The organism is Paenibacillus sp. F024, from assembly GCF_057814255.1.
The window spans coordinates 38,000-62,583 of the sequence record NZ_JBVASZ010000020.1 but is presented as its reverse complement, the minus strand read 5'-3'; the positions used below and the strand labels follow the sequence as shown (position 1 = coordinate 62,583).

The 24,584-nt window shown below is 51.2% G+C and carries 26 protein-coding genes; all 26 read left to right on the top strand.

Features of this window, described 5'->3' with window-relative positions; all coding sequences use genetic code 11:
* Positions 1 to 32 precede the first annotated feature (32 nt).
* A complete protein-coding gene (locus tag ACZYR9_RS19070; protein ID WP_488980044.1) occupies positions 33 to 440 on the top strand; it encodes a F0F1 ATP synthase subunit epsilon in 408 nt (135 codons plus the stop codon).
* Positions 441 to 784: 344 nt separating this feature from the next.
* The gene (locus tag ACZYR9_RS19065; protein ID WP_488980043.1) at positions 785 to 1,150 is read left to right on the top strand and encodes an NADH-quinone oxidoreductase subunit A; all 366 of its coding nucleotides are present in this window, start codon (positions 785 to 787) and stop codon (positions 1,148 to 1,150) included.
* Positions 1,135 to 1,653: a NuoB/complex I 20 kDa subunit family protein gene (locus tag ACZYR9_RS19060; RefSeq protein WP_488980042.1), complete on the top strand. Its 519-nt coding sequence runs from the start codon at positions 1,135 to 1,137 to the stop codon at positions 1,651 to 1,653. The genes ACZYR9_RS19065 and ACZYR9_RS19060 overlap by 16 nt, the downstream gene beginning before the upstream one ends.
* Positions 1,650 to 2,558 (top strand): NADH-quinone oxidoreductase subunit C, encoded by a 909-nt coding sequence (locus ACZYR9_RS19055; RefSeq protein WP_488980041.1) that lies wholly within the window; start codon positions 1,650 to 1,652, stop codon positions 2,556 to 2,558. The genes ACZYR9_RS19060 and ACZYR9_RS19055 overlap by 4 nt, the downstream gene beginning before the upstream one ends.
* A 6-nt stretch (positions 2,559 to 2,564) precedes the next feature.
* Positions 2,565 to 3,668 carry an NADH-quinone oxidoreductase subunit D gene (locus ACZYR9_RS19050; protein WP_488980040.1) on the top strand — a complete coding sequence of 368 codons (1,104 nt, stop codon included), beginning with the start codon at positions 2,565 to 2,567 and terminating at the stop codon, positions 3,666 to 3,668.
* On the top strand, positions 3,668 to 4,675 hold the full coding sequence (nuoH, locus tag ACZYR9_RS19045; protein ID WP_488980039.1) for an NADH-quinone oxidoreductase subunit NuoH: 1,008 nt from the start codon (positions 3,668 to 3,670) through the stop codon (positions 4,673 to 4,675). Before ACZYR9_RS19050 ends, nuoH begins: the two co-directional genes overlap by 1 nt.
* Positions 4,676 to 4,714: 39 nt before the next feature.
* Entirely contained in the window at positions 4,715 to 5,158 is a 444-nt protein-coding gene (gene nuoI / locus ACZYR9_RS19040) for an NADH-quinone oxidoreductase subunit NuoI (RefSeq protein ID WP_488980038.1), read from the top strand.
* Complete coding sequence (locus ACZYR9_RS19035; RefSeq protein ID WP_488980037.1) at positions 5,159 to 5,683, top strand: NADH-quinone oxidoreductase subunit J; 525 nt, start codon at positions 5,159 to 5,161, stop codon at positions 5,681 to 5,683.
* Between the two features lie 4 nt (positions 5,684 to 5,687).
* Entirely contained in the window at positions 5,688 to 6,005 is a 318-nt protein-coding gene (gene nuoK / locus ACZYR9_RS19030; RefSeq protein ID WP_488980036.1) for an NADH-quinone oxidoreductase subunit NuoK, read from the top strand.
* Between the two features lie 80 nt (positions 6,006 to 6,085).
* On the top strand, positions 6,086 to 7,975 hold the full coding sequence (gene nuoL / locus ACZYR9_RS19025; protein WP_488980035.1) for an NADH-quinone oxidoreductase subunit L: 1,890 nt from the start codon (positions 6,086 to 6,088) through the stop codon (positions 7,973 to 7,975).
* Entirely contained in the window at positions 7,965 to 9,593 is a 1,629-nt protein-coding gene (locus ACZYR9_RS19020) for a complex I subunit 4 family protein (protein WP_488980034.1), read from the top strand. The genes nuoL and ACZYR9_RS19020 overlap by 11 nt, the downstream gene beginning before the upstream one ends.
* Positions 9,594 to 9,597: 4 nt before the next feature.
* Positions 9,598 to 11,112: an NADH-quinone oxidoreductase subunit N gene (locus ACZYR9_RS19015; RefSeq protein WP_488980033.1), complete on the top strand. Its 1,515-nt coding sequence runs from the start codon at positions 9,598 to 9,600 to the stop codon at positions 11,110 to 11,112.
* A 326-nt stretch (positions 11,113 to 11,438) separates the two neighbouring features.
* Positions 11,439 to 13,820: a S8 family peptidase gene (locus ACZYR9_RS19010; RefSeq protein ID WP_488980032.1), complete on the top strand. Its 2,382-nt coding sequence runs from the start codon at positions 11,439 to 11,441 to the stop codon at positions 13,818 to 13,820.
* A gap of 145 nt (positions 13,821 to 13,965) precedes the next feature.
* Positions 13,966 to 14,217: a DUF1146 family protein gene (locus ACZYR9_RS19005; RefSeq protein ID WP_488980031.1), complete on the top strand. Its 252-nt coding sequence runs from the start codon at positions 13,966 to 13,968 to the stop codon at positions 14,215 to 14,217.
* Between the two features lie 144 nt (positions 14,218 to 14,361).
* The gene (murA, locus tag ACZYR9_RS19000; RefSeq protein WP_488980072.1) at positions 14,362 to 15,687 is read left to right on the top strand and encodes a UDP-N-acetylglucosamine 1-carboxyvinyltransferase; all 1,326 of its coding nucleotides are present in this window, start codon (positions 14,362 to 14,364) and stop codon (positions 15,685 to 15,687) included.
* A 155-nt stretch (positions 15,688 to 15,842) separates the two neighbouring features.
* The gene (spoIID, locus tag ACZYR9_RS18995) at positions 15,843 to 16,901 is read left to right on the top strand and encodes a stage II sporulation protein D (protein WP_488980030.1); all 1,059 of its coding nucleotides are present in this window, start codon (positions 15,843 to 15,845) and stop codon (positions 16,899 to 16,901) included.
* 66 nt (positions 16,902 to 16,967) lie between these two features.
* Positions 16,968 to 17,696 carry a peptidoglycan DD-metalloendopeptidase family protein gene (locus ACZYR9_RS18990; protein WP_488980029.1) on the top strand — a complete coding sequence of 243 codons (729 nt, stop codon included), beginning with the start codon at positions 16,968 to 16,970 and terminating at the stop codon, positions 17,694 to 17,696.
* Between the two features lie 206 nt (positions 17,697 to 17,902).
* On the top strand, positions 17,903 to 18,190 hold the full coding sequence (spoIIID, locus tag ACZYR9_RS18985; protein WP_036682840.1) for a sporulation transcriptional regulator SpoIIID: 288 nt from the start codon (positions 17,903 to 17,905) through the stop codon (positions 18,188 to 18,190).
* 14 nt (positions 18,191 to 18,204) lie between these two features.
* Positions 18,205 to 18,366 carry a hypothetical protein gene (locus tag ACZYR9_RS18980; protein ID WP_488980028.1) on the top strand — a complete coding sequence of 54 codons (162 nt, stop codon included), beginning with the start codon at positions 18,205 to 18,207 and terminating at the stop codon, positions 18,364 to 18,366.
* A gap of 133 nt (positions 18,367 to 18,499) precedes the next feature.
* Positions 18,500 to 19,498 (top strand): rod shape-determining protein, encoded by a 999-nt coding sequence (locus ACZYR9_RS18975; RefSeq protein WP_488980027.1) that lies wholly within the window; start codon positions 18,500 to 18,502, stop codon positions 19,496 to 19,498.
* A gap of 31 nt (positions 19,499 to 19,529) precedes the next feature.
* Complete coding sequence (locus tag ACZYR9_RS18970) at positions 19,530 to 20,429, top strand: flagellar hook-basal body protein (protein WP_488980026.1); 900 nt, start codon at positions 19,530 to 19,532, stop codon at positions 20,427 to 20,429.
* 10 nt (positions 20,430 to 20,439) lie between these two features.
* Positions 20,440 to 21,315: a flagellar hook-basal body protein gene (locus ACZYR9_RS18965; RefSeq protein ID WP_488980025.1), complete on the top strand. Its 876-nt coding sequence runs from the start codon at positions 20,440 to 20,442 to the stop codon at positions 21,313 to 21,315.
* Between the two features lie 28 nt (positions 21,316 to 21,343).
* On the top strand, positions 21,344 to 21,562 hold the full coding sequence (locus tag ACZYR9_RS18960) for a DNA-directed RNA polymerase subunit beta (RefSeq protein WP_488980024.1): 219 nt from the start codon (positions 21,344 to 21,346) through the stop codon (positions 21,560 to 21,562).
* A 127-nt stretch (positions 21,563 to 21,689) separates the two neighbouring features.
* Positions 21,690 to 22,214, top strand: coding sequence for a CDP-alcohol phosphatidyltransferase family protein (locus ACZYR9_RS18955; RefSeq protein ID WP_488980071.1), 525 nt, complete (start codon positions 21,690 to 21,692; stop codon positions 22,212 to 22,214).
* Positions 22,215 to 22,369: 155 nt separating this feature from the next.
* A complete protein-coding gene (gene fabZ / locus ACZYR9_RS18950) occupies positions 22,370 to 22,801 on the top strand; it encodes a 3-hydroxyacyl-ACP dehydratase FabZ (RefSeq protein ID WP_488980023.1) in 432 nt (143 codons plus the stop codon).
* Between the two features lie 53 nt (positions 22,802 to 22,854).
* A complete protein-coding gene (locus ACZYR9_RS18945; RefSeq protein WP_488980022.1) occupies positions 22,855 to 24,561 on the top strand; it encodes a phospho-sugar mutase in 1,707 nt (568 codons plus the stop codon).
* The last annotated feature ends 23 nt before the right edge of the window (positions 24,562 to 24,584 follow it).

The following is a 24,584-nucleotide window of genomic DNA, read 5'->3' as shown; positions in this document are numbered from 1 at the left end:
CCCTCAGGGCAAACTTTAGGAGGGGAATCCAAGTGAGCACATTCCTATTGGAAATCGTAACCCCGGAGCGTAAAGTGTATGCCGAAGAGGCAAACATGATTGTTGTGAAGGGTGTTGAAGGGGAGCTTGGAATTCTGCCGAATCACATTCCGCTGGTCACTCCGTTAAAAGTTGCGCCGGTTACCGTGAAAAAGCAAGGCGCTAAGGACGAATTTATCGCGGTAAATGGCGGCTTTATGGAAGTGCGCAAGGATAAGGTGGTTATACTGGCGGAAAGCGCCGAGCTGCCGGGACAAATCGATCTCGAACGGGCGCAAGCGGCTAAAGAGCGCGCGCAGCAGCGTTTGTCCGCAGCCAAGCAGGACCAAATCGATTTTAAGCGTGCTGAGCTGGCTTTGCAGCGGGCGATGAATCGAATCGACGTATCTGGTAAAAAATAATAATATGTTTTGAAAAAGCGAAGGAATGCTGTTCCTTCGCTTTTTTTACAATAAAGAAAACCTGCCTCTGAATCGCAGTCGCTCATCCTTGAATTGGCTCGTCAGAGGTTTTTTTACATTGCAATTGGTTGAAAATGTTAGACACCCCAAAAGGCATTTGTTATAATTGGGAAGGCATATATTAACAGCAGTTATACAAGCGATAAGAAAACTTTAACAATCGGGCTGCGCCTTGCGCTGGGTTATGTTTTCAATGCGTTTGTAGGACTAAAGTTATAATCGGTGTGCAAGTATTGCAGCACCCGGATACGAAAAGCTATAAACAGGGAGGCGGTTCGTTCACGATGTATATGAACAACTATGTGGTCGTAACGTTTTTTCTCTTGCTGGGCGTGTTACTCCCTATCGCTGCTCTTGGAATCGGGCGGTTGCTCCGGCCAAATAAGCCTGCGGAAGCGAAGTATACGACTTATGAAAGCGGTAACGTACCTATAGGCGAAGGGCAAATTCGCTTCAATATCCGGTACTACCTTTTCGCGCTGATGTTTGTCATTTTTGACGTTGAAACCGTGTTCTTGTACCCATGGGCCGTTGCTTATCAGCAATTGGGCTTGTTTGCGCTTGTGGAAATGTGTATTTTTGTTGGATTGTTGATCGTTGGCTTACTTTACGCTTGGAAGAAGAAGGTGCTGCAATGGACCTCAATTTAGCCAATATTACGCCGGAGGAACGGCAGGAGCTTGAACGCAATGTATTCATGACGACATTGGAGCAGGTCAAGGCTTGGGCACGAAGCAATTCTTTATGGCCCCTGACCTTTGGACTTGCCTGCTGTGCTATAGAGATGATGGGAACAGGTGCCTCGCACTATGACTTGGATCGTTTCGGGGTCATTTTCCGGACTTCTCCGAGGCAGTCTGATGTGATGATCGTCGCGGGTACGGTTACAAAGAAGATGGCTCCGCTGCTGCGGCGTTTGTATGATCAAATGCCGGAGCCCAAGTGGGTGATCGCGATGGGATCCTGTGCTACGGCGGGCGGACCTTACGTGAAATCGTATGCGGTGGTAAAGGGCGTGGACCAGGTTGTACCGGTAGATGTGTATATCCCGGGTTGTCCGCCGAATCCGGCCGCATTGATATATGGAATAAATAAGCTGCAGGAAAAAATCCGCTACGAAGCCAAAACCGGTAAGCAGGTGACCAATCGATGAGCGAGGAGCAAAAGCGGGATCAATCAGGAAGCGCGCAAAGCGAGGAGCAAAAGCTGAAGGCGGAAGGCGAATCCAAGCCGCAGACGAGCGAAGCTCCTTCGTCGATGAGCGGCGAGTCTGCGGCTGTAGATGGTGCTGAAGTAACAAAAACATCGGGCGCGGGAGAACCGCCTGGCGGTTATGCCAAAGCCGGTGCCAGTGCTGATGCGCCAAAATCGGAAGAGCCGAAAGCGGCAGCTGCGTCTGAGCCTGAGAAGCCCCCGGTCGAGAAGGCGGAGCCGGGAGACGCGCCGACAGCGGAGAAGGCTGCTCCGAGCGACGCTGAGAAAGAGGCGAAAGCGAAAGCCGCCGCTGAGGCAAGAGCAGCTCGGGCCAACGCGCGTGCCGCGAAGAAGGAAGAAGCCGAGCCTGAAGCGCCGAAGGAGCCGTCACCGAACCAGCCGCTTTTGGATCGTGTGGCAGCGATCCTGAAGGGAGTCGGCGAAGATGTGGTACAGGAAGCGTATATTAATGAAAAAGGCGGGCATATTCCTACTCTCATCGTCAAAGGAGACGCATGGCCGACCGTCGCCGAACAGCTGAAAGCCCACCCGGAGCTTCAGCTGAACTATTTGCGCAACGTGTCCGGCGTCGATATGGAAACGCATCTGGAAGTGGCGTACCATCTGATCTCTCTTGAGACCAAGCGGGAATATTGCATCAAAGTTAAGACCGACAGGGAGGCTCCCTCCATTGCTTCGGTCACTCCGGTATGGCCAACGGCGAACTGGAATGAAAGGGAAATTTACGACTTATTCGGCATCGATTTTCCGGGACATCCCGACCTGCGCAGAATTATGATGGCTGACGATTGGGTAGGCCATCCGCTTCGCAAAGATTACGAACCGCTCGACCCGGAGGTGTGATGAAGCTTGGCCATTAGAACGGAAGAGCTGCTATTGAATGTAGGGCCGCAGCACCCGAGTACGCACGGAGTATTTCGGATTATCGTCAAATTGGACGGTGAGATCATTACGGAGGCCATCCCGGTTATGGGATACCTTCATCGGGGTACGGAGAAGCTGGCTGAAAACTTGACCTATACTCAAATTATTCCGTACACGGACCGAATGGACTATGTTTCGGCGATGACGAACAATTATGTGCTCGTGAACGCCGTTGAACGGCTGATGCAGCTTGAAATTCCGGAACGTGCCGAATTTTTGCGTTTGATCGTCATGGAGCTTCAACGGATTGCCAGCCATATGGTGTGGTGGGGGACGTATTTGCTGGATATCGGCGCCATGAGTCCGTTTCTGTATGCTTTCCGCGATCGTGAAATCATTATCAATCTGTTCAACGAGCTGTGCGGCGCGCGGTTGACCTATAATTACATGCGGGTCGGCGGCGTCAAGTGGGACGCTCCCGAGGGCTGGATCGAGAAGGTACGTGACTTTGTCCCTTACATGAGAGGAAAGCTTGATGAATATCATGAGCTGGTCAGCGGTAACGAAATTTTTCTGGCCAGGATCAAGGGTATAGGAAAATATGATGCGGAAACCGCTATCGCTTACGGCTTGAGCGGAGCCAATTTACGCTGCACAGGGGTTGACTGGGATCTGAGGAAGGCTCAGCCCTACAGCTTGTACAACCGGTTTGAATTTGATGTCCCGGTGAGCCATAACGGAGATTGTCACGACCGGTATTTGCTGCGGTTGGAGGAAATCCGTCAATCGCTCCGTATTCTAGAGCAGGCCGTAGAGCAGTTTCCGGCCGAAGGCGAAATTATGGGCAAGGCTCCACGGGTCATACGTCCTCCGGAAGGCGAGATTTATTCCGCTATCGAATCTCCGCGCGGCGAGATCGGGTGCCATATTATATCCAAAGGCAAGGATAAGCCTTACCGGTTGAAATTCCGCCGGCCATCGTTTGTCAATTTGCAGATTTTGCCTAAGCTGCTGGTCGGAGAGACGATGACGAACTTGATTACGATTCTCGGAGGCATTGATATCGTTGTCGGGGAGGTGGACTGCTGATGCCTGAAATATTACAGCAGCAGTTGACTTGGACGAATGCAGCGATCATGTTCGCTTGGTCCGTCGTCATTCTAATGGTCGTTTTGGGCTTTGTTACTTATGCCATCTATTTTGAACGGAAGGTGATCGGCTGGATGCAGCTGCGGATCGGTCCGAACCGTACAGGTCCGCTAGGTCTGCTGCAAAGTGTGGCCGACGTGCTGAAGCTGCTCCTCAAAGAGGATACCATTCCCAAAAAAGCCGAGCGCGAGCTCTTTATCCTTGCTCCGGTCATTACATTTATTCCTGCGTTTATGGTTGTAGCGGTTATTCCGTTTACAGACCGATGGATCAGTACGGATATGAATGTAGGCGTGCTTTTTTACATCGCTTTATCGGGGATATCCACCATCGGCATCGTGCTGGGAGGCTGGGCATCGAACAATAAATATGCGCTGCTTGGGGGTATGCGCTCTGCAGCGCAAATGATCAGCTACGAAATTCCGCTGGTCATCTCCATCGTAGGTGTCGTGATGATGACGGGCAGCATGAATTTGAACCGGATCATCGAGGGCCAAGCAGGAGGTTTCTGGCATTGGAATTTCCTGCCCCAAATCATTGGCTTTGCGGTATTTGTCGTCGCGGCGATTTCCGAGCTTAACCGGACTCCGTTTGACCTGCCGGAGGCCGAATCCGAGCTGGTTGCAGGGTATCACGTGGAATACAGCGGCTTTCGGTTTGCATTTTTCATGCTGGCCGAATATGTCTACGTATTTGCCATCGCCGGTCTGACTACGGCGCTGTTCTTGGGCGGATGGCAAGCTCCGCTTCCGTTTTTGGATTTTATCCCGGGTATCGTATGGTTCCTGCTTAAGTTTTCGTTCATCGTGTTTGTTCTGTTTTGGCTCCGGGCTACGCTGCCGCGGGTTCGTGTCGACCAATTGATGGGCCTTGGCTGGAAGGTGCTCCTGCCGCTGGCACTGGTGAACATATTTGTAACGGCCATTTATATGGCCATCGCCATGTAATGCTGCTGCCGGATGCTGAATACGAAAGGGTGAATCAAGATGAAGGGCATCATGAAAGGGCTCGGCGTGACGTTAAAAGGCATGACCGCCAAAAAGATCACTTATGCTTACCCGGACGTTCCGCTGGAAATGCCTGACCGGTTCAGGGGAATCCAGCATTTTGACCCTGAAAAATGTATCGTATGCAATCAATGTGCACGGATTTGTCCTACCGAGTGCATTAATCTGGTGGGCAAGCCGAACCCGGACCCTGAGAAAAAGGGAAAGGTGATCGATACGTACGATATCAATTTTGAAATTTGTATCTTATGCGATCTTTGTACCGAGGTATGCCCGACCGAAGCGATCGTGATGACGAACAACTTCGAGCTGAGCACGTACAGCCGGGACGATTTGTTCAAAAATTTGGAGTGGCTCAACGATAATAATACCAATGTGCGTAAAGAAAATAATTCGGCGCTTCCGAAAGGCGGGGCGAAGTAGATGTTCGGAAACATAGCGGATTTTTTATCCAGCGGGGAGAACGTTGCGTTCTTTATTTGCGCACTGTTTGCCATCGGCGGGGCCATCTTTATGCTCAGCTTCACAAAAGTGGTGCACATGGTGCTGGCGATGGCGCTGACCTTCCTCAGCCTCTCCGGATTGTACTTCGTACTTGAAGCGGAGTTTGTCGGTGTAGTGCAAATCTTGATTTATGCCGGTGCCATTTCCATCCTAATGATCTTTGGCATCATGATGACCAAGCATAAGGAAGATGAGGAAGAACCGAAGAGGCCGTGGCATAACGGGCTGCTTTTTGTGGGTGCGGCCGGGCTGTTCGGGATCATATTTTATGCGATACAGCAGTCGGAGATTCCCGCCGGCCAATTTCCTTCGCTGCAGGACAATACGATGGAGATCGGGAAGCAGCTGTTTACCTTGCACGTGATCCCGTTCGAGCTGATGTCGGTGCTGCTCACCGTCGCTTTCATCGGCGCCATTATTATTGCGAAGAGAGAGGAGGATTGATGGCATGGGAGCAAGCGGTTTGGCAACGCCTTATTTAACGTTAGCGGCGATTTTATTCTGTATCGGGCTATATGGCGCTCTGTCGAAAAAGAATGCGGTCATCGTGCTGCTTTCCGTAGAGCTGATGCTTAATGCGGTCAATTTGAATCTTGTTGCGTTTTCTAAGTTCGGTGTAAATCCCGGCTTGACGGGGCAAATATTCTCTCTGTTCAACATCACGGTCGCTGCGGCGGAAGTGGCCGTCGGTATCGCGATTCTGATTGCGTTGTATCGTAACAAAGGGACAACGGATGTCGGCGAGATGGATTCGATGAAGCGATAAGAGGGCTAGCGCCGCAGTTGTCTGCCGGATGTAAGGCAACCTCGCGGCTGAAGCGAACGCTTAGAGGAGGACTTAAGCTCATGGTATCGGCTTACTCGCAATACGCCTGGCTTATCCCGTTGTTTCCTTTGCTGTCGTTTCTCATTTTAACGGCGGCAGGACGCTCCTTGCGGGATGCAGGCGCATATATTACTATTTTAGCCGGGTTCGCATCGTTTGTACTGGCGTTTCTCGTATTTTGGGAGCGCATCGGCGGACAGGTGGAAAATTTCACGTGGAACAATTGGGAGTGGATCAAGCTAGGCGATGTATCCCTTAATATGGGTTTCGAAGTGACGAACCTGAATGCCTTGATGCTGGTGATCGTCACCTTGGTTAGCCTGCTTGTCAACATTTACTCCAAAGGCTATATGCATGACGACGAACGAATCAATGTGTTTTTTGCTTACATAGCGCTGTTTACTTTCTCTATGCTTGGATTGGTCATTTCTGAGAATTTGGTGCAGCTCTACATCTTTTGGGAGCTGGTCGGCGTCTGTTCGTTCCTGCTCGTCGGCTTCTGGTATTTTAAACCGGAAGCGAGGGCTGCGGCGAAAAAGGCGTTTATCGTTACCCGGATCGGTGATGTGGGATTGTTTATCGCGATTTTGCTGCTGTTCTGGGTGATGCCGAATAACGCGCTCGATTTCACTTCCATCAGCAATGCATTTGAGAGCGGGCAAATTCCGGATCATATCGCCACATGGATCGCCATTTTGATTTTCATCGGCGCGATCGGGAAATCCGGTCAATTTCCGCTGCATACTTGGCTTCCGGATGCCATGGAAGGCCCGACGCCCATCAGTGCTCTGATTCACGCCGCTACCATGGTAGCGGCCGGCGTGTATCTCGTGGCTCGTACGTTTGATGTTTTTACGGCTTCGCCTACGGCGTTGACGGTGGTTGCGTTCGTTGGGGCATTCACGGCTATTTTTGCCGCCACCATCGGTACGGCGCAAAACGACATCAAGCGCATTTTGGCCTATTCGACGGTAAGCCAGCTTGGTTATATGATGATGGCGCTGGGCATCGGTACGGCCGCCGCCTATACGGCAGGGATTTTTCATTTGTTCACTCATGCGTTCTTCAAGGCGCTGCTGTTTCTTGGTGCCGGAAGTGTCATCCATGCGGTTCATACGCAAAACATTCATGAAATGGGCGGCGTCGGCAGCAAAATGAAAACCACCGCATGGACATTCGCCATCGGCGCCTTAGCCTTAAGCGGCATCGCTCCGCTGTCCGGTTTCTGGTCCAAGGATGCCATACTTACGGAAGCCTACTTTACCGGGCATTACGGTCTGCTCGCGGTAGGGCTGATTGCGGCGTTTTTCACCGCATTTTATATGTCGCGCTTATTCTTCCTGGTGTTTATGGGTAAGCCCCGTCAGGAGCAGCACGGCGTACATGAATCGCCGGCATCGATGACGTTTCCATTATGGGTGTTGGCTGTGCTTGCCGTTGTAGCCGGCTTTGTATTTACACCGTTTAATCCATGGCTCGGCAGCTGGTTGACAGGGCATGGGCCGGAAGAGCATGTATCGGTATTCGTCATTATCATGTCGAATGTGGTTGGTCTGCTCGGCATTGGGCTTGGCTACTTGGTTTACATCAAACGCAGCGTTCCGGCGGATGCCGTTTCGGCAAGGGCTCCTTGGCTTTACGCTCTTTTGAACCGGAAGTTCTACATCGACGAGCTGTATCAAGCCGCGGTCGTTCGTCCATTGCAGGGGCTCGGCAAGCTGCTGCATTTGTTCGATATTTATGTGGTTGACGGTGCGGTTCGCTTGTCCAGCTATGCCGTGAACGGACTAGGACGTCTCGGCTCCCGTATGCAAAACGGACAGGTACAGTCCTACGGTTTGGTTACGCTGATCGGACTTATCATCATCATGCTGGCCATAGCCGGAAGGAGGTTCCTCGATGCCGGATAACTTTCCGATCCTTTCATTAATTGCTTTTTCGCCGCTCCTCGGTGTGCTGATTCTGATGTTCATGCCCAAAACGCAGGGCGGATGGATCAAGACGACGGCGATTGTGGTTACTCTCATTCCGCTGCTGCTGTCCGGCTGGCTGTACTCTCAATTTAATACGAGCCTGGAAGGCATGCAGTTTAAAGAAGAGCTTCCCTGGATTCAAATACCCCTGAATAAGGAAACGCAGGGACTCAGCCAACTGACGTCGTTCTTCTTCGAATTTAACTATGCGATGGCGGTGGATGGGATTTCACTCCCGCTGGTCTTCTTAACGGCGCTGGTAGCCACGATGGCTGCACTGGCTTCGGTCAACATTAAGAAACGATGGAAATCGTATTTCATCCTGTTCCTACTGCTGGAAACCGGTATGCTGGGCGTGTTTATGTCTCAGGATCTGTTCTTGTTCTTCGTATTCTTTGAAATCACACTGATTCCGATGTTCTTTCTGGTTGGGATCTGGGGATTCAAGGACCGGGAGCGTGCAGCGAACAAATTCCTGATTTATAACGGAATCGGCTCGGCAATTATGCTGATTGCTTTCTTGATCCTGGTCAGCACCGCCGGCTTCAGTCAGACCATTCAGGATAACGGAGTATCCATCCATTATTCCGGCAGCTTGAACGTCATTATGGAAAACCTGTTTCAAAACGCCGATGCCTACGTGAACCAGGGCGATTTGGAAGGGAATCCGTTCTTTTTAAGCGAAACGATGAAATGGGCGCTGTTCCTTATGCTGCTCGTCGCCTTTGGCATTAAGCTGCCCATCTTCCCGTTCCATACCTGGATGCTCAAGGTGCACACCGAAGCGCCGCCGGCTGTGGTTATGATTCACTCCGGTATCCTGTTGAAAATGGGCGCATACGGCTTGATCCGCTTCGGCATTCTGCTGTTTCCGCAGCAGGCGATGCAGTGGGCCGGCGTACTGGCCGCTTTGGGTGTGATTAATATTTTGTACGGTGCGATTCTTGCTTTTGTGCAAAAGGAGTTCAGGCTGGTTCTGGCTTACTCCAGCATAAGCCACATGGGCATTGTGCTTTTGGGAATCGCAGCATTAAATACGGTCGGAATGCAAGGCGCGGTATTCCAGCTCATCTCTCACGGGCTGATTTCCGCGTTGATGTTCCTCATCGTAGGCAGCATTTACGAGCGGACACATACAACCCGGCTTGATGAGCTTGGAGGCTTGGCCAAAACCGTACCGTTCATTTCGGGCATTCTGCTTGTAGCCGGGATGGCGTCGTTAGGTTTGCCGGGCTTGTCCGGGTTCATCAGTGAGTTTCTGGCATTCTTGGGGCTGTTCGAAACACAAAAAATCATGACGGTTGTCGGAGCTCTTGGTATTATTCTGACGGCAGTTTATGTCCTGAGAGGGGTACTGGCCATCACTTACGGACCGCTCAGAAGCGGGCTGCCGGAGATGCGGGATGCGCGTCTGATCGAGGCGATTCCAATGATTGCGCTGGTCGCTTTTATCGTGGTGCTGGGGATCTATCCAAGCGTATTAAGCGATCCGCTGCATCAAACCGTCAGCAGTTTCAATCAATTCATTCACAGCGTAGCGAAGATGGGGGGTTAGACCGGTGGAACAGATACGTCTTCAAGCCAGCGATTTGATCCTGCTGGCCCCGGAGCTCACGCTAGTCATCGCTGCTGTCGTACTGTCGCTTATCGATTTGTTTCTTCCGAACAAAGCGAGCCGCACATGGCTCGGGTGGCTGTCGCTTGCGAGCATCATCATATCGGCTGTCTTTGTCATTTCCTATCTGAACCCGGCAGAGCCGAAGCAGCTTCTGCAGTTCAGCTACCGGATCGACGATTTCGCGAATATCATGAAGCTGGTGCTGCTTACAGGCGCGGGACTCATCACCTTTATGAGCATCGGCTCGGTGAAAGAAGAAAATATTCCTCACATCGGGGAATTTTATTACTTGCTGTTACCCGCAACGCTTGGCGGAATGATCATGGCCTCTTCGGGGGATTTGATTACGCTCTTCGTGGGATTGGAGCTGCTAAGCATCACCTCCTACATTTTAGTGGCCATGAACAAGAAGAGTATGCAGTCTAACGAAGGAGCTTTTAAGTACCTTGTGCTCGGTGGCATTTCTTCGGCGATCATTTTGTACGGGATGTCGTTTCTTTACGGGATGTCGGGATCCACGACAGTTAGTGAGATCAACGCTGCCTTAGGACAAAGCGCACAGGGGATGCTCCCTCTGATTTACTTGAGCTTCTTCCTTCTAGTGGCGGGCTTTGGCTTTAAGGTAGCGGCGGCTCCGTTTCATATGTGGTCCCCGGATGTATATCAAGGCGCGTCTACACCGGTAACCGCGTTTCTTGCGGTCGTTTCCAAAGCGGCGGCCTTCGCCATCTTGTTCCGGTTGATGTACAACATCTATATGGTCGGGGACTTGATGAGCCTGCCGATTCATCAGGATATTATGACGACCTTGATGGTGGTGGCGGCGGCGGCCATGGTGGTTGGTAATTTCGTCGCTCTGCGCCAGACGCATATGAAACGGCTCATGGCTTACTCCGGAATCGCCAATGCGGGTTATTTGCTCGTTCCCATTGCGATTCAGTTCTCCATGGTGCAATATTCGAACTTTGCCCAGTTTACGTATTACTTGATCGCATACTTGTTCATGAATATCGGTATTTTCGCCGTGATCATGATCATTGAGCGTTCCACGGGCGATGAAGCCCTTAAAGGCCTCGCGGGATTATATTACCGGGCTCCGGGTACGGCGATTGCCGCGGTGCTTGTGGTACTGTCCTTGGCGGGACTTCCTGTAACCGGGGGCTTCTTCGGGAAGCTTTACATTCTGCTGGCGGCGATCTGGACGCAGCATTATTGGCTGGCTGCGGTGATGATCGGCACGAGCATCGTAGCGTATTACTTCTATTTCGGATTCATCCGTCAGATGTTCATGCGCAGCGATTATGAAGCGCGCGAGATTCGTGTGCCGCTTCCACTTGGCATTACGATGTGGCTGTGTGCTGCGGTAAGCGTATTGCTCGGTCTGTTCCCTCAGTGGGTGATAGGCTACATTGAACGCATTTTCTCGCTGACGCAGGATCTGTTCATGTTTTATTAATTGGCATTCGCTTGTCCGTCGAAGCTCGGTTCTCCCTTTATGGGAGGCCGGGCTTTTTATGGTTATGTCTTATTCGTGAACGTTCGCGTCAGGATGTGAATTCCAGTTGCAGGGAATGCGGTTAAAGCTTAGAATGAAATAATGAAGTACGGCATACGAAATCAAAGCAAAGGATTTTGAATGCGATGAATGATATGACTTATAAACATATATTTATAGCATCCTTCCTCAGCCTTGCCTTATTTCTGGCATGCTCGGGGACTACATATGCCGCACAAGCGGATGATCCGTTTTTTGTGAGGCAAACATACTTGCAGCAGATCGGGATGAATCATGTATGGGAAGCGGCGAAGGGGAATGGCGCTCTGACCATAGCGATTGTGGACACGGGAGTTGATCTGGAGCACCCTGATTTAAAACCGAACCTGGTTCCCGGGATGAATCTGATCAATCCGAAGCAGCCTCCGATCGATGACAACGGACACGGTACCAATGTTGCCGGGATTATCGCTGCTGTCGGCAACAATGACCGCGGAATCGCAGGGATGCTTTGGGATGCGCGGATTATGCCCATCAAAGCGCTTGAAGCCGATGGGTCCGGCGGCGAAGCAAGGCTCGGCGAGGGGATTCGTTATGCTGTTGATCACGGAGCCAAAATTGTGGTGCTTTCACTTGGATTGAATAAGTATTCCACTTATATGAGCGATATCGTTCGTTATGCCGAAGAGCGGGATGTGCTCCTGGTTGCAGCTACCGGCAACGAAGGAAACCGGGTGAAATATCCGGCTGCTTATCCGACGGTACTTGCCGTAGGCGGCCTTTCCGCGAACGGAGAAGTGGATCCGAAATCCAATACCGGTCCTGAGGTCGATGTGGTCGCACCATGGGACGTGTTTACAACGGGGCTTTGGGGTACATATGAACCGAAAGACGGCACCTCCATGGCTGCTCCGCAGGTGGCGGCGGCCGCCGCACTGGTATGGTCGCGGCATCCGGAGATGAAGCCTTATCAGATTCGCCAATGGATCCGGCAAACGGCACAAGATTTAGGACCGGAGGGTTGGGATCCGGCCTCGGGCTACGGACTGCTGCGGGTGGATCGGCTGATAACCGAGCCGTATTTGAGCGATATGCACGAGCCTAATAACCGCAAGGATCAAGCTGCAGCGCTATCGATCAGCAAGAAAGTGTCCGCATCCTTCTCGAGCGGAACGGACTCCGATTGGTATTATATCGATGCGTCCTACAACGGAACCGTGAATCTGCGTTTTGACATGGACAGCAGGGTCGGAGTGAATGTGCAGCAGACCGATGTTTCCGGCGTGCTCACCAGCAAAACGGTTCAAGGAGGCCAGACGGTTTCTTTCCCCGTTTCAAAAGGAAGGAGCTATTATCAGCTGCAGTTGAGCGATCGTAACCGTACGGACGAGATCCCTTATCAATTGACGACTTCGTTTGATATCTATCGCGATCCGTATGAGGACAATGACCGTCAATATAAAGCTTATGTCCTGCCCTCCCGCAGTTTTACGATCAAAGGGACGTTTCACCAAAATGATGATGTTGACTGGTTTGAATTTCCCGCTCCGTATTCCGGCTCCATGAGAATCCGTTTGTCAACGGATACCGCGCGTATGGACCCTGTACTGCTGGTTCAAAAGCAGGGAGAGAGATCGATCACGATCGATGCGGCCGATGACGGAGGAACGGAGGTTTACAATATACCGGAAGTGTTCCCCGGCAGCTATTACATACGAGTAACGAATGTCAAGGAATATGCCAACCCTGTAGTAGGGGAGTATACGCTTTCCATCGAATATGACGCCAAGCTGGTCGATCCAAACGAGCCGAATAATCGTTCTTACCAAGCGACGACGGTATCGCTCGATACGCCATATACCGGATTGCTCGATAAACCCGATGATATCGATTGGTTCCAGTTCCGGATTGAGGAAGATAGCTTGGCGCAAATCAGACTTAGTGACATACCTCCATCTGTCATCATATATATGCAATTGTATGACCGATCGATGAATTTGATGGCGGGCTCCATGAATAACGCATCGACGACGGCTCAGGAGTTGTCAGGACGCTTTTCTCCCGGATCATATTACGTAAGGCTGAAATCGAACAAGGCGTTTACGAATCAGATGTATCAGTTTCAGGTCAATGCCAAGCCGCTTACGGGCGGTTATGCCGATATTCGGGGCCATTGGGCGCAGAGTGCGATTACAGGGTTGACTGCGAAGAAAATCATTGACGGTTACGGCGACTATACGTTTCGGCCGAACCGAGCGATTACCAGGGCGGAAGTAACCGCCGTACTGTCGCGCGCGTTCGGCTTATCCAAGGAGCGGACCGGTGCTTTCTCCGATTTGCAGAGGACTCACTGGGCCTACTCTTACATTGCAAGAGCGTACGAGGCTGGGATGATCGACGGGTATCCGGACGGGACCTTTGTACCCGACCAGCCCGTGACCCGGATGGAGATGACGGCGATGCTGGCCCGCAGTATGAATATGACGGGGAAGTACAGGGGGGTGTCGCCTTTTGTTGATGTGGATGAGCGCTATTGGGGGACCGCGATACTGAAGCAGATGAAGGGGGAAGGACTGATCAGCGGTTATGCGGACGGTACTTTCCGGCCGGATCAGCAGGCGACGCGAGCTGAGTTTATCCAGCTTTTATACGATATATTGAATAAATAAAACAAAATATTTTCAACTTATGGTGCAAAAGACCGATTAACAACGCAAGAACGTGGGTAAAAATGCATGACGAAGCCTCCTGTACCCGAATCGTCCAAGGGTTCAGGAACAGGAGGCGTCGTCTAAATGAGGAGGACCTCCGGTTATGGACTATTTAAATCAAATGAATTCGGCCATGGGGTTGAAGGGTCTGCTGAATATCGCAGTCGTCTTGGTATTCATCGGGGTTTCCTGGTGGGCGTTGCAGGAACTGAAGCTGGAGAGCATCCTCAAAAGGCCGAAAAGCACGCAGGCCAAACTGCTGCAAATCCTGCTCTCTGTCGCTCTTGGATACCAGATCGCCCGGTTCATTATCGACTATCTGGAATGGTCGACATGGTTTTCGGGGATGTTCTGAAGCTCAATTTTTCGAATAACCAAGGAGAATCTTGTCAACAATGGATAGTACAACCGTTGTAAAATCGAACCATGTCACGAATAATATTTTGATTGGCGGAATCAACGAAAATAAACAAAGAGAAACGCGCGGAGGGGGATCATGATGAACAAAATTATCGTCCGCGGCGGCAAGAAGTTAACTGGCAGAGTGAAATTGCACGGTGCCAAGAATGCTGTCCTGCCGATTATCGCAGCCTCTATATTGGGATCCGAAGGAGAAAGCGTGATTCTCGATGCGCCTCCCTTGGACGATGTCCTTGTCATCAACAAAGTCTTGGAAAGCCTGGGTATGGAAGTCGAGTATAAGAATGAAACCATTCGTGTTAATGCGGGCCGTATCGACACATGTGAAGCATCCTACGATCTGGTACGGAAAATGAGGGCCTCCTTTCTTGTCATGGGACCTTTATTGACCCGCATGGGCCAGGCCCGCATATCTCTTCCCGGCGGCTGCGCGATCGGAACGAGGCCGATTGATCAGCATCTGAAAGGCTTTGAAGCTATGGGAGCGGAAATTGAATTGGGCCAAGGTTACATTGAAGCTCGGGTAAGCGGCAGACTGAAGGGTGCGAAGGTGTACTTGGACGTTGCAAGCGTAGGCGCCACGGAGAATATCATGATGGCTGCAACGCTTGCCGATGGAACGACGCTGATTGAGAATGCCGCCAAGGAACCGGAGATCGTAGACCTAGCGAATTATTTGAATGCCATGGGCGCGAAAATTCGCGGCGCAGGGACTGGAATCATCCGCATCGACGGTGTGGATCGACTGAAGGGTGCCGTTCATACTGTGATTCCGGATCGCATTGAAGCAGGTACATATATGATTGCTGCGGCGATTACTCGTAGTGACCTGTATATTGAAGGAGCGATCGGAGACCATCTGCGTCCGGTCATTTCCAAATTGCAGGAGATGGGTATACAAATCATGGAGGATGAGAACGGGATTCGGGTGTATACCGACCGTCCGCTTCGTGCGGTAGACGTCAAGACTCTGCCGTACCCCGGTTTTCCGACCGACATGCAGTCTCAAATGATGGCGCTGCTGCTGACGGCTGACGGAACGAGCCTGGTAACCGAAACGGTATTTGAGAACCGATTCATGCATGTAGAAGAAATGGCGCGTATGAATGCGCAGATCAAGGTGGAAGGACGAACCGCTGTGATCAGCGGCGGCGCCCGGCTTCAAGGTGCGAAGGTATGCGCAACGGATCTGCGTGCAGGCGCAGCGTTAATCCTGGCTGCACTGGCCGCGGAGGGAGAAACGGAAATCACCGGTCTTCACCATATTGATCGCGGATATGTGGATATTACCGAGAAGCTCAGCCGTCTCGGGGCGGATATCAAGCGGCTGCCCATCGAGATTGTGGAGACCGAAACAGTGGAGGAACCTGTCCCGCTGTTCGCTGTACAACCAAGCATGGCATAAGGAACAGAAGAGAACCGACTCTTTTCAGAATCGCGAGGAGAGGAGGTTCTCTTCTTTTTGTTCTATTCTATCTTTTGTTTTCATAAGATGATGTTACCTGCAGCAGCAGTTAACGAGATTCGAAAGCCGAGGACAAAAGATGGAGGAACAGCAAGATGAAGTACAAGCTTATCCGGCCACAGAAATCATGGATTCGCTGGTTCGCCGTATGGCTGGCCAGCTTTACGGCAGTCGTTGTGCTCGTACCGGCGCTGCTCGTTCGAACGTTACCCGCAAACGAGCCGATACCGGATGCGGCGGGCCAAAAGGAAAGCTTGGAAGTCACCGGTCAGGGGCAAACGCCTTGGATTCCCGTCTACTTGTCCAAGGAGAAGAGAACCGAAATGGTAAGTTTGGAGCAGTATGTAAGGGGCGTGGTTGCCGCTGAAATGCCTATGGAATTCGAGCTTGAAGCGCTCAAGGCTCAGGCCATGGCGGCGCGTACGTATATTATACGCCGACTCTTGGATGGGGATCAGAGCCATGTGCCGGTTCCGGAGGCTATGGTCACGGATACGACCGCACATCAGGCTTATGTAACAGACCAGGAACTAAAGCAGCGGTGGGGCGAGGAAAACTATGTCTCTTACATGGAGAAGCTGAACCGTGCCGTAACGGAAACGAAGGATATCATTTTAACGTATCAAGGACAGCCGATTGAAGCCAGCTTCTTCTCAACCAGCAACGGCTATACGGAAAATTCAGAAGACTATTGGAATGTGGCGCTTCCTTATCTGCGAAGCGTAGCCAGTCCATGGGATGCCGAGCTGTCCCCAAAGTACAAAGAGACGATGGTCCTGACGGGTAAAGAGCTGCAGCGCATGCTGGGACTCCCTTCGGCTATACCGGTATCGTCGGGCAAAGCATCCTCCATAAGGGTTATTGAGCGAAGCGCCGGGAACCGGATCAAAAAGCTGTCTATTAATGGAAAGCTGTTTACGGGCCGGGAGGTGCGTGAGAAGCTTGGGCTGAATTCCAGCCAGTTTCAATGGCATTATGCAAACGGCAAATGGGAGATTACCACCTTTGGTTATGGCCACGGAGTCGGAATGAGCCAGTGGGGCGCCAATGGAATGGCTAAGGAATCCCGCAAAGCGGAGGACATCGTCAAGTATTATTATACGGGCATAGAGCTTGGCAAAGCATCGAATCTATTGAAAGACAAAAGTTTCTAAAAAATAGGTTTTCCCGCGTATAAATCTCGCGAACCTGGCAAGAATGGTTAGCGAGGTGATATACATATGAGTGAACAAAAAAGAGATTTGCCAAAACAAGAAGAAGCTCCTAAATCGATCGAAGGAGCGAAAAACAGATCAGCTTCATCCTGGAAAAGATTGCTCGCCAAAAAGTGGGTATTTCCGGCAATGTACATGGCAGCAGCGGCAATCATTTTAACCGTCATGTGGATGTACCAGGGAGCGGGGACGATGACATCTGACAAAATCAGCCCCGATTCGACCCAATCCGGTACCGTCACAGACAGCGTTACAGGTCAGGATGCCGTAGCCACCAATGCCAATCAGGAAACGATGCAGTGGCCGTTTAAAGACAAGAATGAGCTGGATGTCGTCCTCCCGTTTTTTGACAACAAGGCTGCAAACGAAGTAAGACAAGCGGCTATGGTAGAGTACGGTGATACATTCACGCCGCACATCGGGATGGACTTTGCCAGACCGGACAATCAAACGTTTGACGTGATGGCTGTCATGAGCGGCAAGGTTAGCGCCGTACAGAAGGATCCGATTGTAGGCCATCTCGTTGAGATTACGCACAGCAACGGTCTGGTTTCTGTTTACCAAAGCTTGTCCGAAGTGAATGTGGCCAAAGACGCGGAAGTGAAAAAGGGCGATGTGATCGCTAAAGCGGGCCGCAACGAGCTGGAGAAGGAGCAAGGCGTGCATCTACATTTTGAATTGCGCCAAGGTCAAGGCGGACCGGCTGTGAATCCGGAAAGCTATATTACGGAGTAATAAGAAAATCGTGTATTTTCGAAGGCAGGGGAAAACCATCTCTCCTGCTTTTTTTGCGATTGCACAACAGCTTGTCTTTATGAAAAAGAGGCTTGTCCTTGAAAATAAATGTGTTCAGCGGGCTTGTCAGGTCCGTGAAACAAAGAATATAAGTGCACACCCCTCATATAATGTACCAAACTAACTCGAGTAGGGAGGCGAGGGGAGTGCACGATTACATCAAAGAGCGAACCATTAAGATTGGCCGCTGCCTGGTGGAAACCAAGCATACGGTTCGCACCATTGCAAAAGAGTTTGGCGTTTCCAAGAGTACGGTGCACAAGGACTTAACGGAGCGCTTGCCGGAAATCAATCCGGAACTGGCCAATCAGGTGAAGCACATATTGGAATACCACAAATCGATTCGTCACCTTCGCGGTGGGGAAGCGACCAAGATCAAGTACCGCAAAACCCGCAGCCCGAAGGCGCAAGAGAAGCTGGTCACTGTAAAATGAAGTGAGGCACCTGCATGCGGCTCCAGGACACTGCAGCTAAAGCAATCGGCACATGCAGACACTTTCCCGGCCGTACCGTGAGCGGCACGGAGGCGGCGGATGACGGCTATGTTTTCTCATCCGGATGCCCTAGTGTACTGACGGTACGATTTCACTCCCGAACCGATGAGAAATGAAGCGATATTTGTCGAAAAATCTGGGAACAAAAAGAGGAATTTTCAATCTCATGGCGAAATTACCTAAGTAACGTATATTATAGGAGTGCCGCTTCTTATATGAGATGGACGGTTGGCAGGGAGGATTATTTGGATGTTAAGCAAGGATATCGGCATAGATCTGGGGACTGCGAACGTCCTGATTCATGTGAAAGGGCGGGGTGTAGTCCTGGATGAGCCGTCCGTCGTTGCCATTGAGAGCGATACGAAACGGGTGCTGGCTGTCGGGGAAGAAGCCCGCCGCATGGTCGGGAGGACGCCTGGCAATATTATTGCCATTCGCCCGCTTAGGGATGGCGTCATCGCCGACTTTGAAATTACCGAAATGATGCTCAAATATTTCATTAATAAAGTGGGAGGCAGGAAGTGGTACAGTCATCCCCGCATCTTGATTTGTGCTCCGACCAATATCACCTCCGTGGAGCAAAAGGCGATCCGGGAAGCAGCCGAGCGAAGCGGAGCTCGTGAAGTGTTCTTAGAAGAGGAACCCAAGGCGGCAGCCATTGGTGCGGGCATGGATATTTTTCAACCGAGCGGAAACATGGTAGTCGATATTGGCGGAGGGACGACGGACGTGGCGGTTTTGTCGATGGGTGACGTCGTCACCGCCTCTTCAATTAAAATTGCAGGGGACAAGTTTGACTCTGCCATTATGAAGTATATCAAGAGCAAGTATAAGCTTTTAATCGGTGAACGGACAAGCGAGGATATCAAAATCCGCATTGGAACGGTACATCCGGACGGACTGAAAGAAACGATGGACATCCGCGGCAGAGATATGGTAAGCGGACTGCCGCAGACGATTACGATTAACTCACATGAAATTCAGGAAGCCCTGTGGGAGCCGGTATCTTCCATTGTAGCGGCAGCCAAGAGCGTGTTGGAACGAACGCCTCCGGAACTGTCGGCAGATATTATCGATCGCGGCGTCATCCTGACAGGCGGGGGCGCCATGCTGCACGGAATCGACCAGCTGCTGGCCGAAGAGCTCAAGGTGCCGGTTTTGATTGCTGAAGATCCGATGCATTGTGTAGTTAAGGGTACCGGGATTATGTTGGACAACCTGGATAAGGTATCGAAACGAAAATTTTAGTGATTCAGACCTTGTAGGAGGCTAGGAAACCATGTTAAGAGGCTTGTACACCGCCGCATCCGGCATGATTGCCCAACAGCGTAAACATGATATTGTTACGAATAACATCGCGAATATCAATACGCCGGGCTTCAAGGGAGGCAATGGGATTAACCGTTCATTTCCTGAAATTTTAATCTCACGGGTGCGAAACGGGGAGGGCGAGCCTGGTTCCGTGTCCCTAGGCAGGTTAAATACCGGCGTTTTGGCCGAGGAGAATGTATCTCTGCACGCACAGGGAGACCTTCAAGAAACGAACAACCCGTTTGATTTTGCCCTGGTTTCAAATATTCAGGTGCCGGGCGCCGTCTTTGACAGCTCTGGTAAATATGTGGATGCGGACGGCCAGCGTGTCATTCAGCCGCAGGCGTTTTTTACGATATTGAACGCGGCAGGCGAGGAACGCTATTCATTGAACGGTAAATTTTCTCTTGATGCGAACGGTCAAATGATCGATTCCGAGGGGAATCAAGTGCTGGGGCGGGATGGACAACCTATCGTTCTTGTAGAGCCGGGAACGGGAACTCCAGTTACGAATTTTCGTATTATGCGGTCCGGACAGTTTACGAATGCGGATGGTCTGCCGCTGCTTGGAGCAAACGGCCAGCCGCTGACCCTGATGATTACCCGTGTGGAGGATCCCAATCAGCTGATCCGTGAAGGCAATGGATTATATCGGTTGGGTCCCGACGCTCAGGGCGGCTTTCGTCCGATCAATGGGGATGATCAGGTGGAGGTGCGTCAAGGCTACATCGAGCGTTCCAATGTGGACACGGGTCAGTCCATGGTCGATATGATGGCCGCTTTGCGAGCCTATGAAGCGAATCAGAAGATGGTTCAATTTTACGATAGAAGCATGGAAAAGGCCGTCAATGAAGTTGGACGGGTTTAGGAGGTAGCACATGAACAACTCCATGATTAAATCGTCGGTATCGATGCACGCGCTGCAGCAGAAGCTCGATTTGATAGCCAACAATATCGCCAACGTGAATACGACCGGCTACAAACGGCGCGAAGCTTCCTTTCAAGATGTGCTCACCAGCATACAGCAGCAGCCGCAGGGCTTCCAAAGAGAAGGACGGCTTACACCGCTTGGATATAACCAAGGGTGGGGAGCCAAGCTCGTTGCGGCGCAACTGAACCTGTCCCAAGGCTCTCTGCAGGCTACCGATAGCCCGCTGGATACGGCTGTTGAAGGCAGCGGCTTGTTCGAGATTTCCACCATTACTCTGGATGCCGATAATAATCCGGTGCAAAACATGAGATGGACCCGCAATGGCGCCTTTGAGCTGTCTCCTTCAGCGGACCCGCAGGACCCGGATAATATGTTCTTGACTACGAAAGACGGCCACTATGTGATGGGAGCCGATGATAATCCGATACGCGTACCGATCAACCATCGAATCCAAATTGGGCCGGATGGCATGATCATGGCTTACAATGAGACGGATCCAGGAGCAGCTCCCATTGAAGCAGGTCAGATCAAATTGGTGCGTGTCGTTCGTCCCCAATTATTGCAGCAGCTGGGAGATAATCTTTACGGACTGCCGGGCAACATAACGCCGGCTCAGCAAGAGGAGATTCTGCAAACCGTTACCGCTGCGAATAATGCGGTGGATCCCATTACCATCCGACAAGGCTTCCTGGAACAATCCAACGTCAATTTAGCCGATGAGATGACGGAGCTGATGACGGTACAGAGGGCGTTTCAATTAAATTCCCGGGCGGTCAGCTCTTCCGATCAAATGATGAACCTGGCTAACAGTTTGCGTGGCTAGCGGCAATACGTAAAGTGAGGTTGGTAACTTGAGCAAACCCCCAAAAGAGACGTCTGAGGAAACGAAAAAGCGGAATCCAACGGTCCGCCGGATCATCAGATGGACTTGGTTCCCTCTTACTTGTGCGGCAGCGCTCGTGATAGGGCTTACGATTGGTTATGTATATATTGGTAAGCAGAGCTTGCATGATGTGTTTGATGTCAATACTTGGCGTCACATCTTCGATCTCATATTTTCCGATTCTTGAACTCCCTAAGAGGGAGTTTTATTTTTTTATTCATAACGGTATAATGTATGGATGAGAAAGAATGCAGAGAGAACGATAACGAACAGTGCCGGTCTGGCCTGAGTATCTGGAGGGGGAACACCTGTTGTTGTGGAACTTGCCCAATATCCTAACACTATGCCGGTTTGTTCTGATTCCGGTTTACTTGGTTGTGTTTGGGGCTGGTTACATTAAGTCAGCTTTTTTTGTACTTCTGGTTGCCGGACTGACCGACGTGCTGGATGGTTATATTGCGCGCAAACGCAAGCTGGTTACGCCGCTTGGCAGCATGCTGGATCCTCTCGCAGACAAATTGATGATGATTACCGTGATTTTGTCATTGGTGTTTTCCCAGATGATTTCTTGGCAGGCTGCGGCGGCCATATTTTTAAGGGATGCAGGGATGATCGTCGGTTCCGCGTTTTTCCATTTCCGAGGAAAAAAGACGGTGCCTGCCAATGCATTGGGCAAGCTGACCACGGTCCTGTATTACGTGGCCATTTTGTTTATCGTTTTTGAGCTCCCGTACGCCCATGCTTATTTGTGGTTTGTTATTACGGTTTCTTTGGTTACTGCGGTGATTTATGTTCTACAGTTTTATTTACTAAACCAAAGGAGTTTAAAAGCCGATTGACCTGTTTAAAAAGAGCTTATGTCAAGGCCTGCCGGATGCGGCAATCCTGAACATAAGCTCCCTTATATCAACCTTCATTACTGCAGATCATGAAGGGACATTATTAGTTTGAGTTAAATGGAGTTAACTTATACCATGTGAAAGGAGCATCCATTTTGTTAGATGCCGTACAAATCCAAGAAATTATTCCTCACCGCTACCCGTTCCTATTGGTGGACCGAATTTTGGAGGTCGAGCCCGGCGTAAGAGCCACCGGTATCAAAAACGTAACGATGAACGAACCCTTTTTTCCGGGACATTTTCCAGGGTACCCCGTCATGCCGGGTGTGCTGATTGTGGAGGCATTGGCTCAGGTTGGCTGTGTCGCGATGCTGATGGTGGAAGCCAATCGCGGAAAACTTGGCTTTTTTGCAGGAATTGATAACTTCCGGTTCCGCGGACAGGTGGTTCCCGGGGATACGTTAACCTTGGAGGTGGTCATCACCCGCTTAAAAGGAAGCATCGGCAAGGGTCAGGCCACGGCCAAAGTCGGGGACAAGGTGGTGGCGGAAGGGGAGTTAATGTTTGCTCTAGGAGACAGAGAATAAGACCGATCATATTTCACATTCATACATAAAACCATGGTGGAGGAGACGGAACGATGAATTCTCAAACGCGAGTGCAGGAGCAATATGAGCTTTGGTTAAATGATGAGGCTGTCGACGCAGAGACAAAAGAAGAGCTTCGCTCGATTTCGGGAGACCCGAAGGAAGTCGAGGATCGGTTTTACCGCGACCTTGAGTTCGGTACAGGCGGACTTCGGGGTGTAATCGGAGCGGGAACGAACCGGATGAACGTTTATACGGTAGCGCGGGCCACGCAAGGGTTGGCTCAGTTTCTGCTGAAATCCGGTAAAGAAGCTCCATCGGCCGTCATTGCTTATGATTCAAGGAATCAATCTCCCGAATTCGCGCTTGAAACTGCCAAGGTGCTTGCAGGTAACGGAATCAAGGCTTATTTATTTGAGTCGCTGCGCACGACGCCGGAGCTGTCTTTTGCCGTACGTTATTTGAACGCCGACGCGGGGGTAGTCATTACCGCCAGTCATAATCCACCTGAATACAACGGGTTTAAAGTATATGGAAACGATGGAGGGCAGCTTGTTCCGCATGAGGCGGAGCAGGTCATTGACGAAGTTCGCAGCGTAGCGTCGTTTGCCTCTGTGAAGAGAAGCTCACGGGCGGATGCAGAGAGAGCCGGGCTGCTGGAATGGATTGGGGAAGCGGTGGATGAAGCGTATATTAGTGCGGTTACCGCCGTTAGTCTAAATTCCGAGTTGGTAAGGCAAATGAGCGATGATTTCCGTATCGTTTATACACCGTTGCATGGCGCGGGGAATTTGGCTGTACGTGCCGCATTGGGAGCCATAGGGTTCGAGCAAGTCCATGTGGTGGCGGAACAGGAAAAGCCGGACGCGAATTTTTCTACGGTGAAGTCGCCCAACCCGGAGGAACGGGAAGCCTTCACGCTGGCCATCGCCGAAGGCAAGAGGATCGACGCGGACATTCTCATCGGCACAGACCCCGATTGCGATCGAATGGGGGCCGTGGTTAAGGACGCGAGCGGGGAATATTTCGTTCTCAGCGGCAACCAATCGGGCGCGATTATGGTCGATTACCTGCTGGGCCGCTTGCAGGAACGGGGAGAGCTGGCGGCTGATGGCGTCGTTGTCAAAACGATTGTGACAAGCGAGATGGGCGCAGTCATTGCGGAGCATTACGGAGCGAAGGTGCTGAATACGCTGACCGGCTTTAAATATATCGGCGAGAAAATGACGCAGTTCGAACAAAGCGGAGAGGCCACATTCTTGTTTGGCTTTGAGGAAAGCTACGGCTACCTTGCGGGCACCTACGCCCGTGATAAGGACGCCGTCATCGCATCCATGCTGATCTGTGAAGCTGCAGCTTATTACAAAAGCAAAGGCAAGACGCTCTATGATGTTCTTCAAGAGTTATATGAGCGGCACGGATATTTTATGGAAAAGCTGGAAGCCCGAACGCTCAAGGGCAAAGACGGCGTAGAGAAGATTCAAGGCATTATGGAAGATTGGCGGAAGCAGCCGCCTGCTGAATTAAATGGGCTTCAAGTGACGAAGGTGGAGGATTTCTCACAGGGTTTATATGGGCTTCCCGTAGAGAATGTACTGAAATACACCTTGGAGGACGATTCGTGGTTCTGCTTGCGCCCGTCGGGTACGGAGCCCAAGATCAAGGTTTACTTCGCTGTTCGCGGTACCTCTGCGCAGGGCGCTTCGGATGCGATCGATAAGCTTGTCCAGACCGTCATGTCCCGCGTGGACCATCACTAACTTTGGGAGCTGACAGCATTGAA

Coding starts and splice junctions, on each gene's coding strand:
- nuoI (WP_488980038.1), top strand. CDS start 4,715: ATGAAGGGCATCATGAAAGGGCTCGGCGTGACGTTAAAAGGCATGACC.
- ACZYR9_RS19020 (WP_488980034.1), top strand. CDS start 7,965: ATGCCGGATAACTTTCCGATCCTTTCATTAATTGCTTTTTCGCCGCTC.
- ACZYR9_RS19055 (WP_488980041.1), top strand. CDS start 1,650: ATGAGCGAGGAGCAAAAGCGGGATCAATCAGGAAGCGCGCAAAGCGAG.
- ACZYR9_RS19005 (WP_488980031.1), top strand. CDS start 13,966: ATGGACTATTTAAATCAAATGAATTCGGCCATGGGGTTGAAGGGTCTG.
- ACZYR9_RS18970 (WP_488980026.1), top strand. CDS start 19,530: ATGTTAAGAGGCTTGTACACCGCCGCATCCGGCATGATTGCCCAACAG.
- ACZYR9_RS18945 (WP_488980022.1), top strand. CDS start 22,855: ATGAATTCTCAAACGCGAGTGCAGGAGCAATATGAGCTTTGGTTAAAT.
- ACZYR9_RS18980 (WP_488980028.1), top strand. CDS start 18,205: ATGCGGCTCCAGGACACTGCAGCTAAAGCAATCGGCACATGCAGACAC.
- nuoH (WP_488980039.1), top strand. CDS start 3,668: ATGCCTGAAATATTACAGCAGCAGTTGACTTGGACGAATGCAGCGATC.
- murA (WP_488980072.1), top strand. CDS start 14,362: ATGAACAAAATTATCGTCCGCGGCGGCAAGAAGTTAACTGGCAGAGTG.
- ACZYR9_RS19010 (WP_488980032.1), top strand. CDS start 11,439: ATGAATCATGTATGGGAAGCGGCGAAGGGGAATGGCGCTCTGACCATA.
- ACZYR9_RS18990 (WP_488980029.1), top strand. CDS start 16,968: ATGAGTGAACAAAAAAGAGATTTGCCAAAACAAGAAGAAGCTCCTAAA.
- ACZYR9_RS18975 (WP_488980027.1), top strand. CDS start 18,500: ATGTTAAGCAAGGATATCGGCATAGATCTGGGGACTGCGAACGTCCTG.
- ACZYR9_RS19060 (WP_488980042.1), top strand. CDS start 1,135: ATGGACCTCAATTTAGCCAATATTACGCCGGAGGAACGGCAGGAGCTT.
- ACZYR9_RS19065 (WP_488980043.1), top strand. CDS start 785: ATGTATATGAACAACTATGTGGTCGTAACGTTTTTTCTCTTGCTGGGC.
- ACZYR9_RS19035 (WP_488980037.1), top strand. CDS start 5,159: ATGTTCGGAAACATAGCGGATTTTTTATCCAGCGGGGAGAACGTTGCG.
- ACZYR9_RS18965 (WP_488980025.1), top strand. CDS start 20,440: ATGAACAACTCCATGATTAAATCGTCGGTATCGATGCACGCGCTGCAG.
- spoIID (WP_488980030.1), top strand. CDS start 15,843: ATGAAGTACAAGCTTATCCGGCCACAGAAATCATGGATTCGCTGGTTC.
- nuoL (WP_488980035.1), top strand. CDS start 6,086: ATGGTATCGGCTTACTCGCAATACGCCTGGCTTATCCCGTTGTTTCCT.
- nuoK (WP_488980036.1), top strand. CDS start 5,688: ATGGGAGCAAGCGGTTTGGCAACGCCTTATTTAACGTTAGCGGCGATT.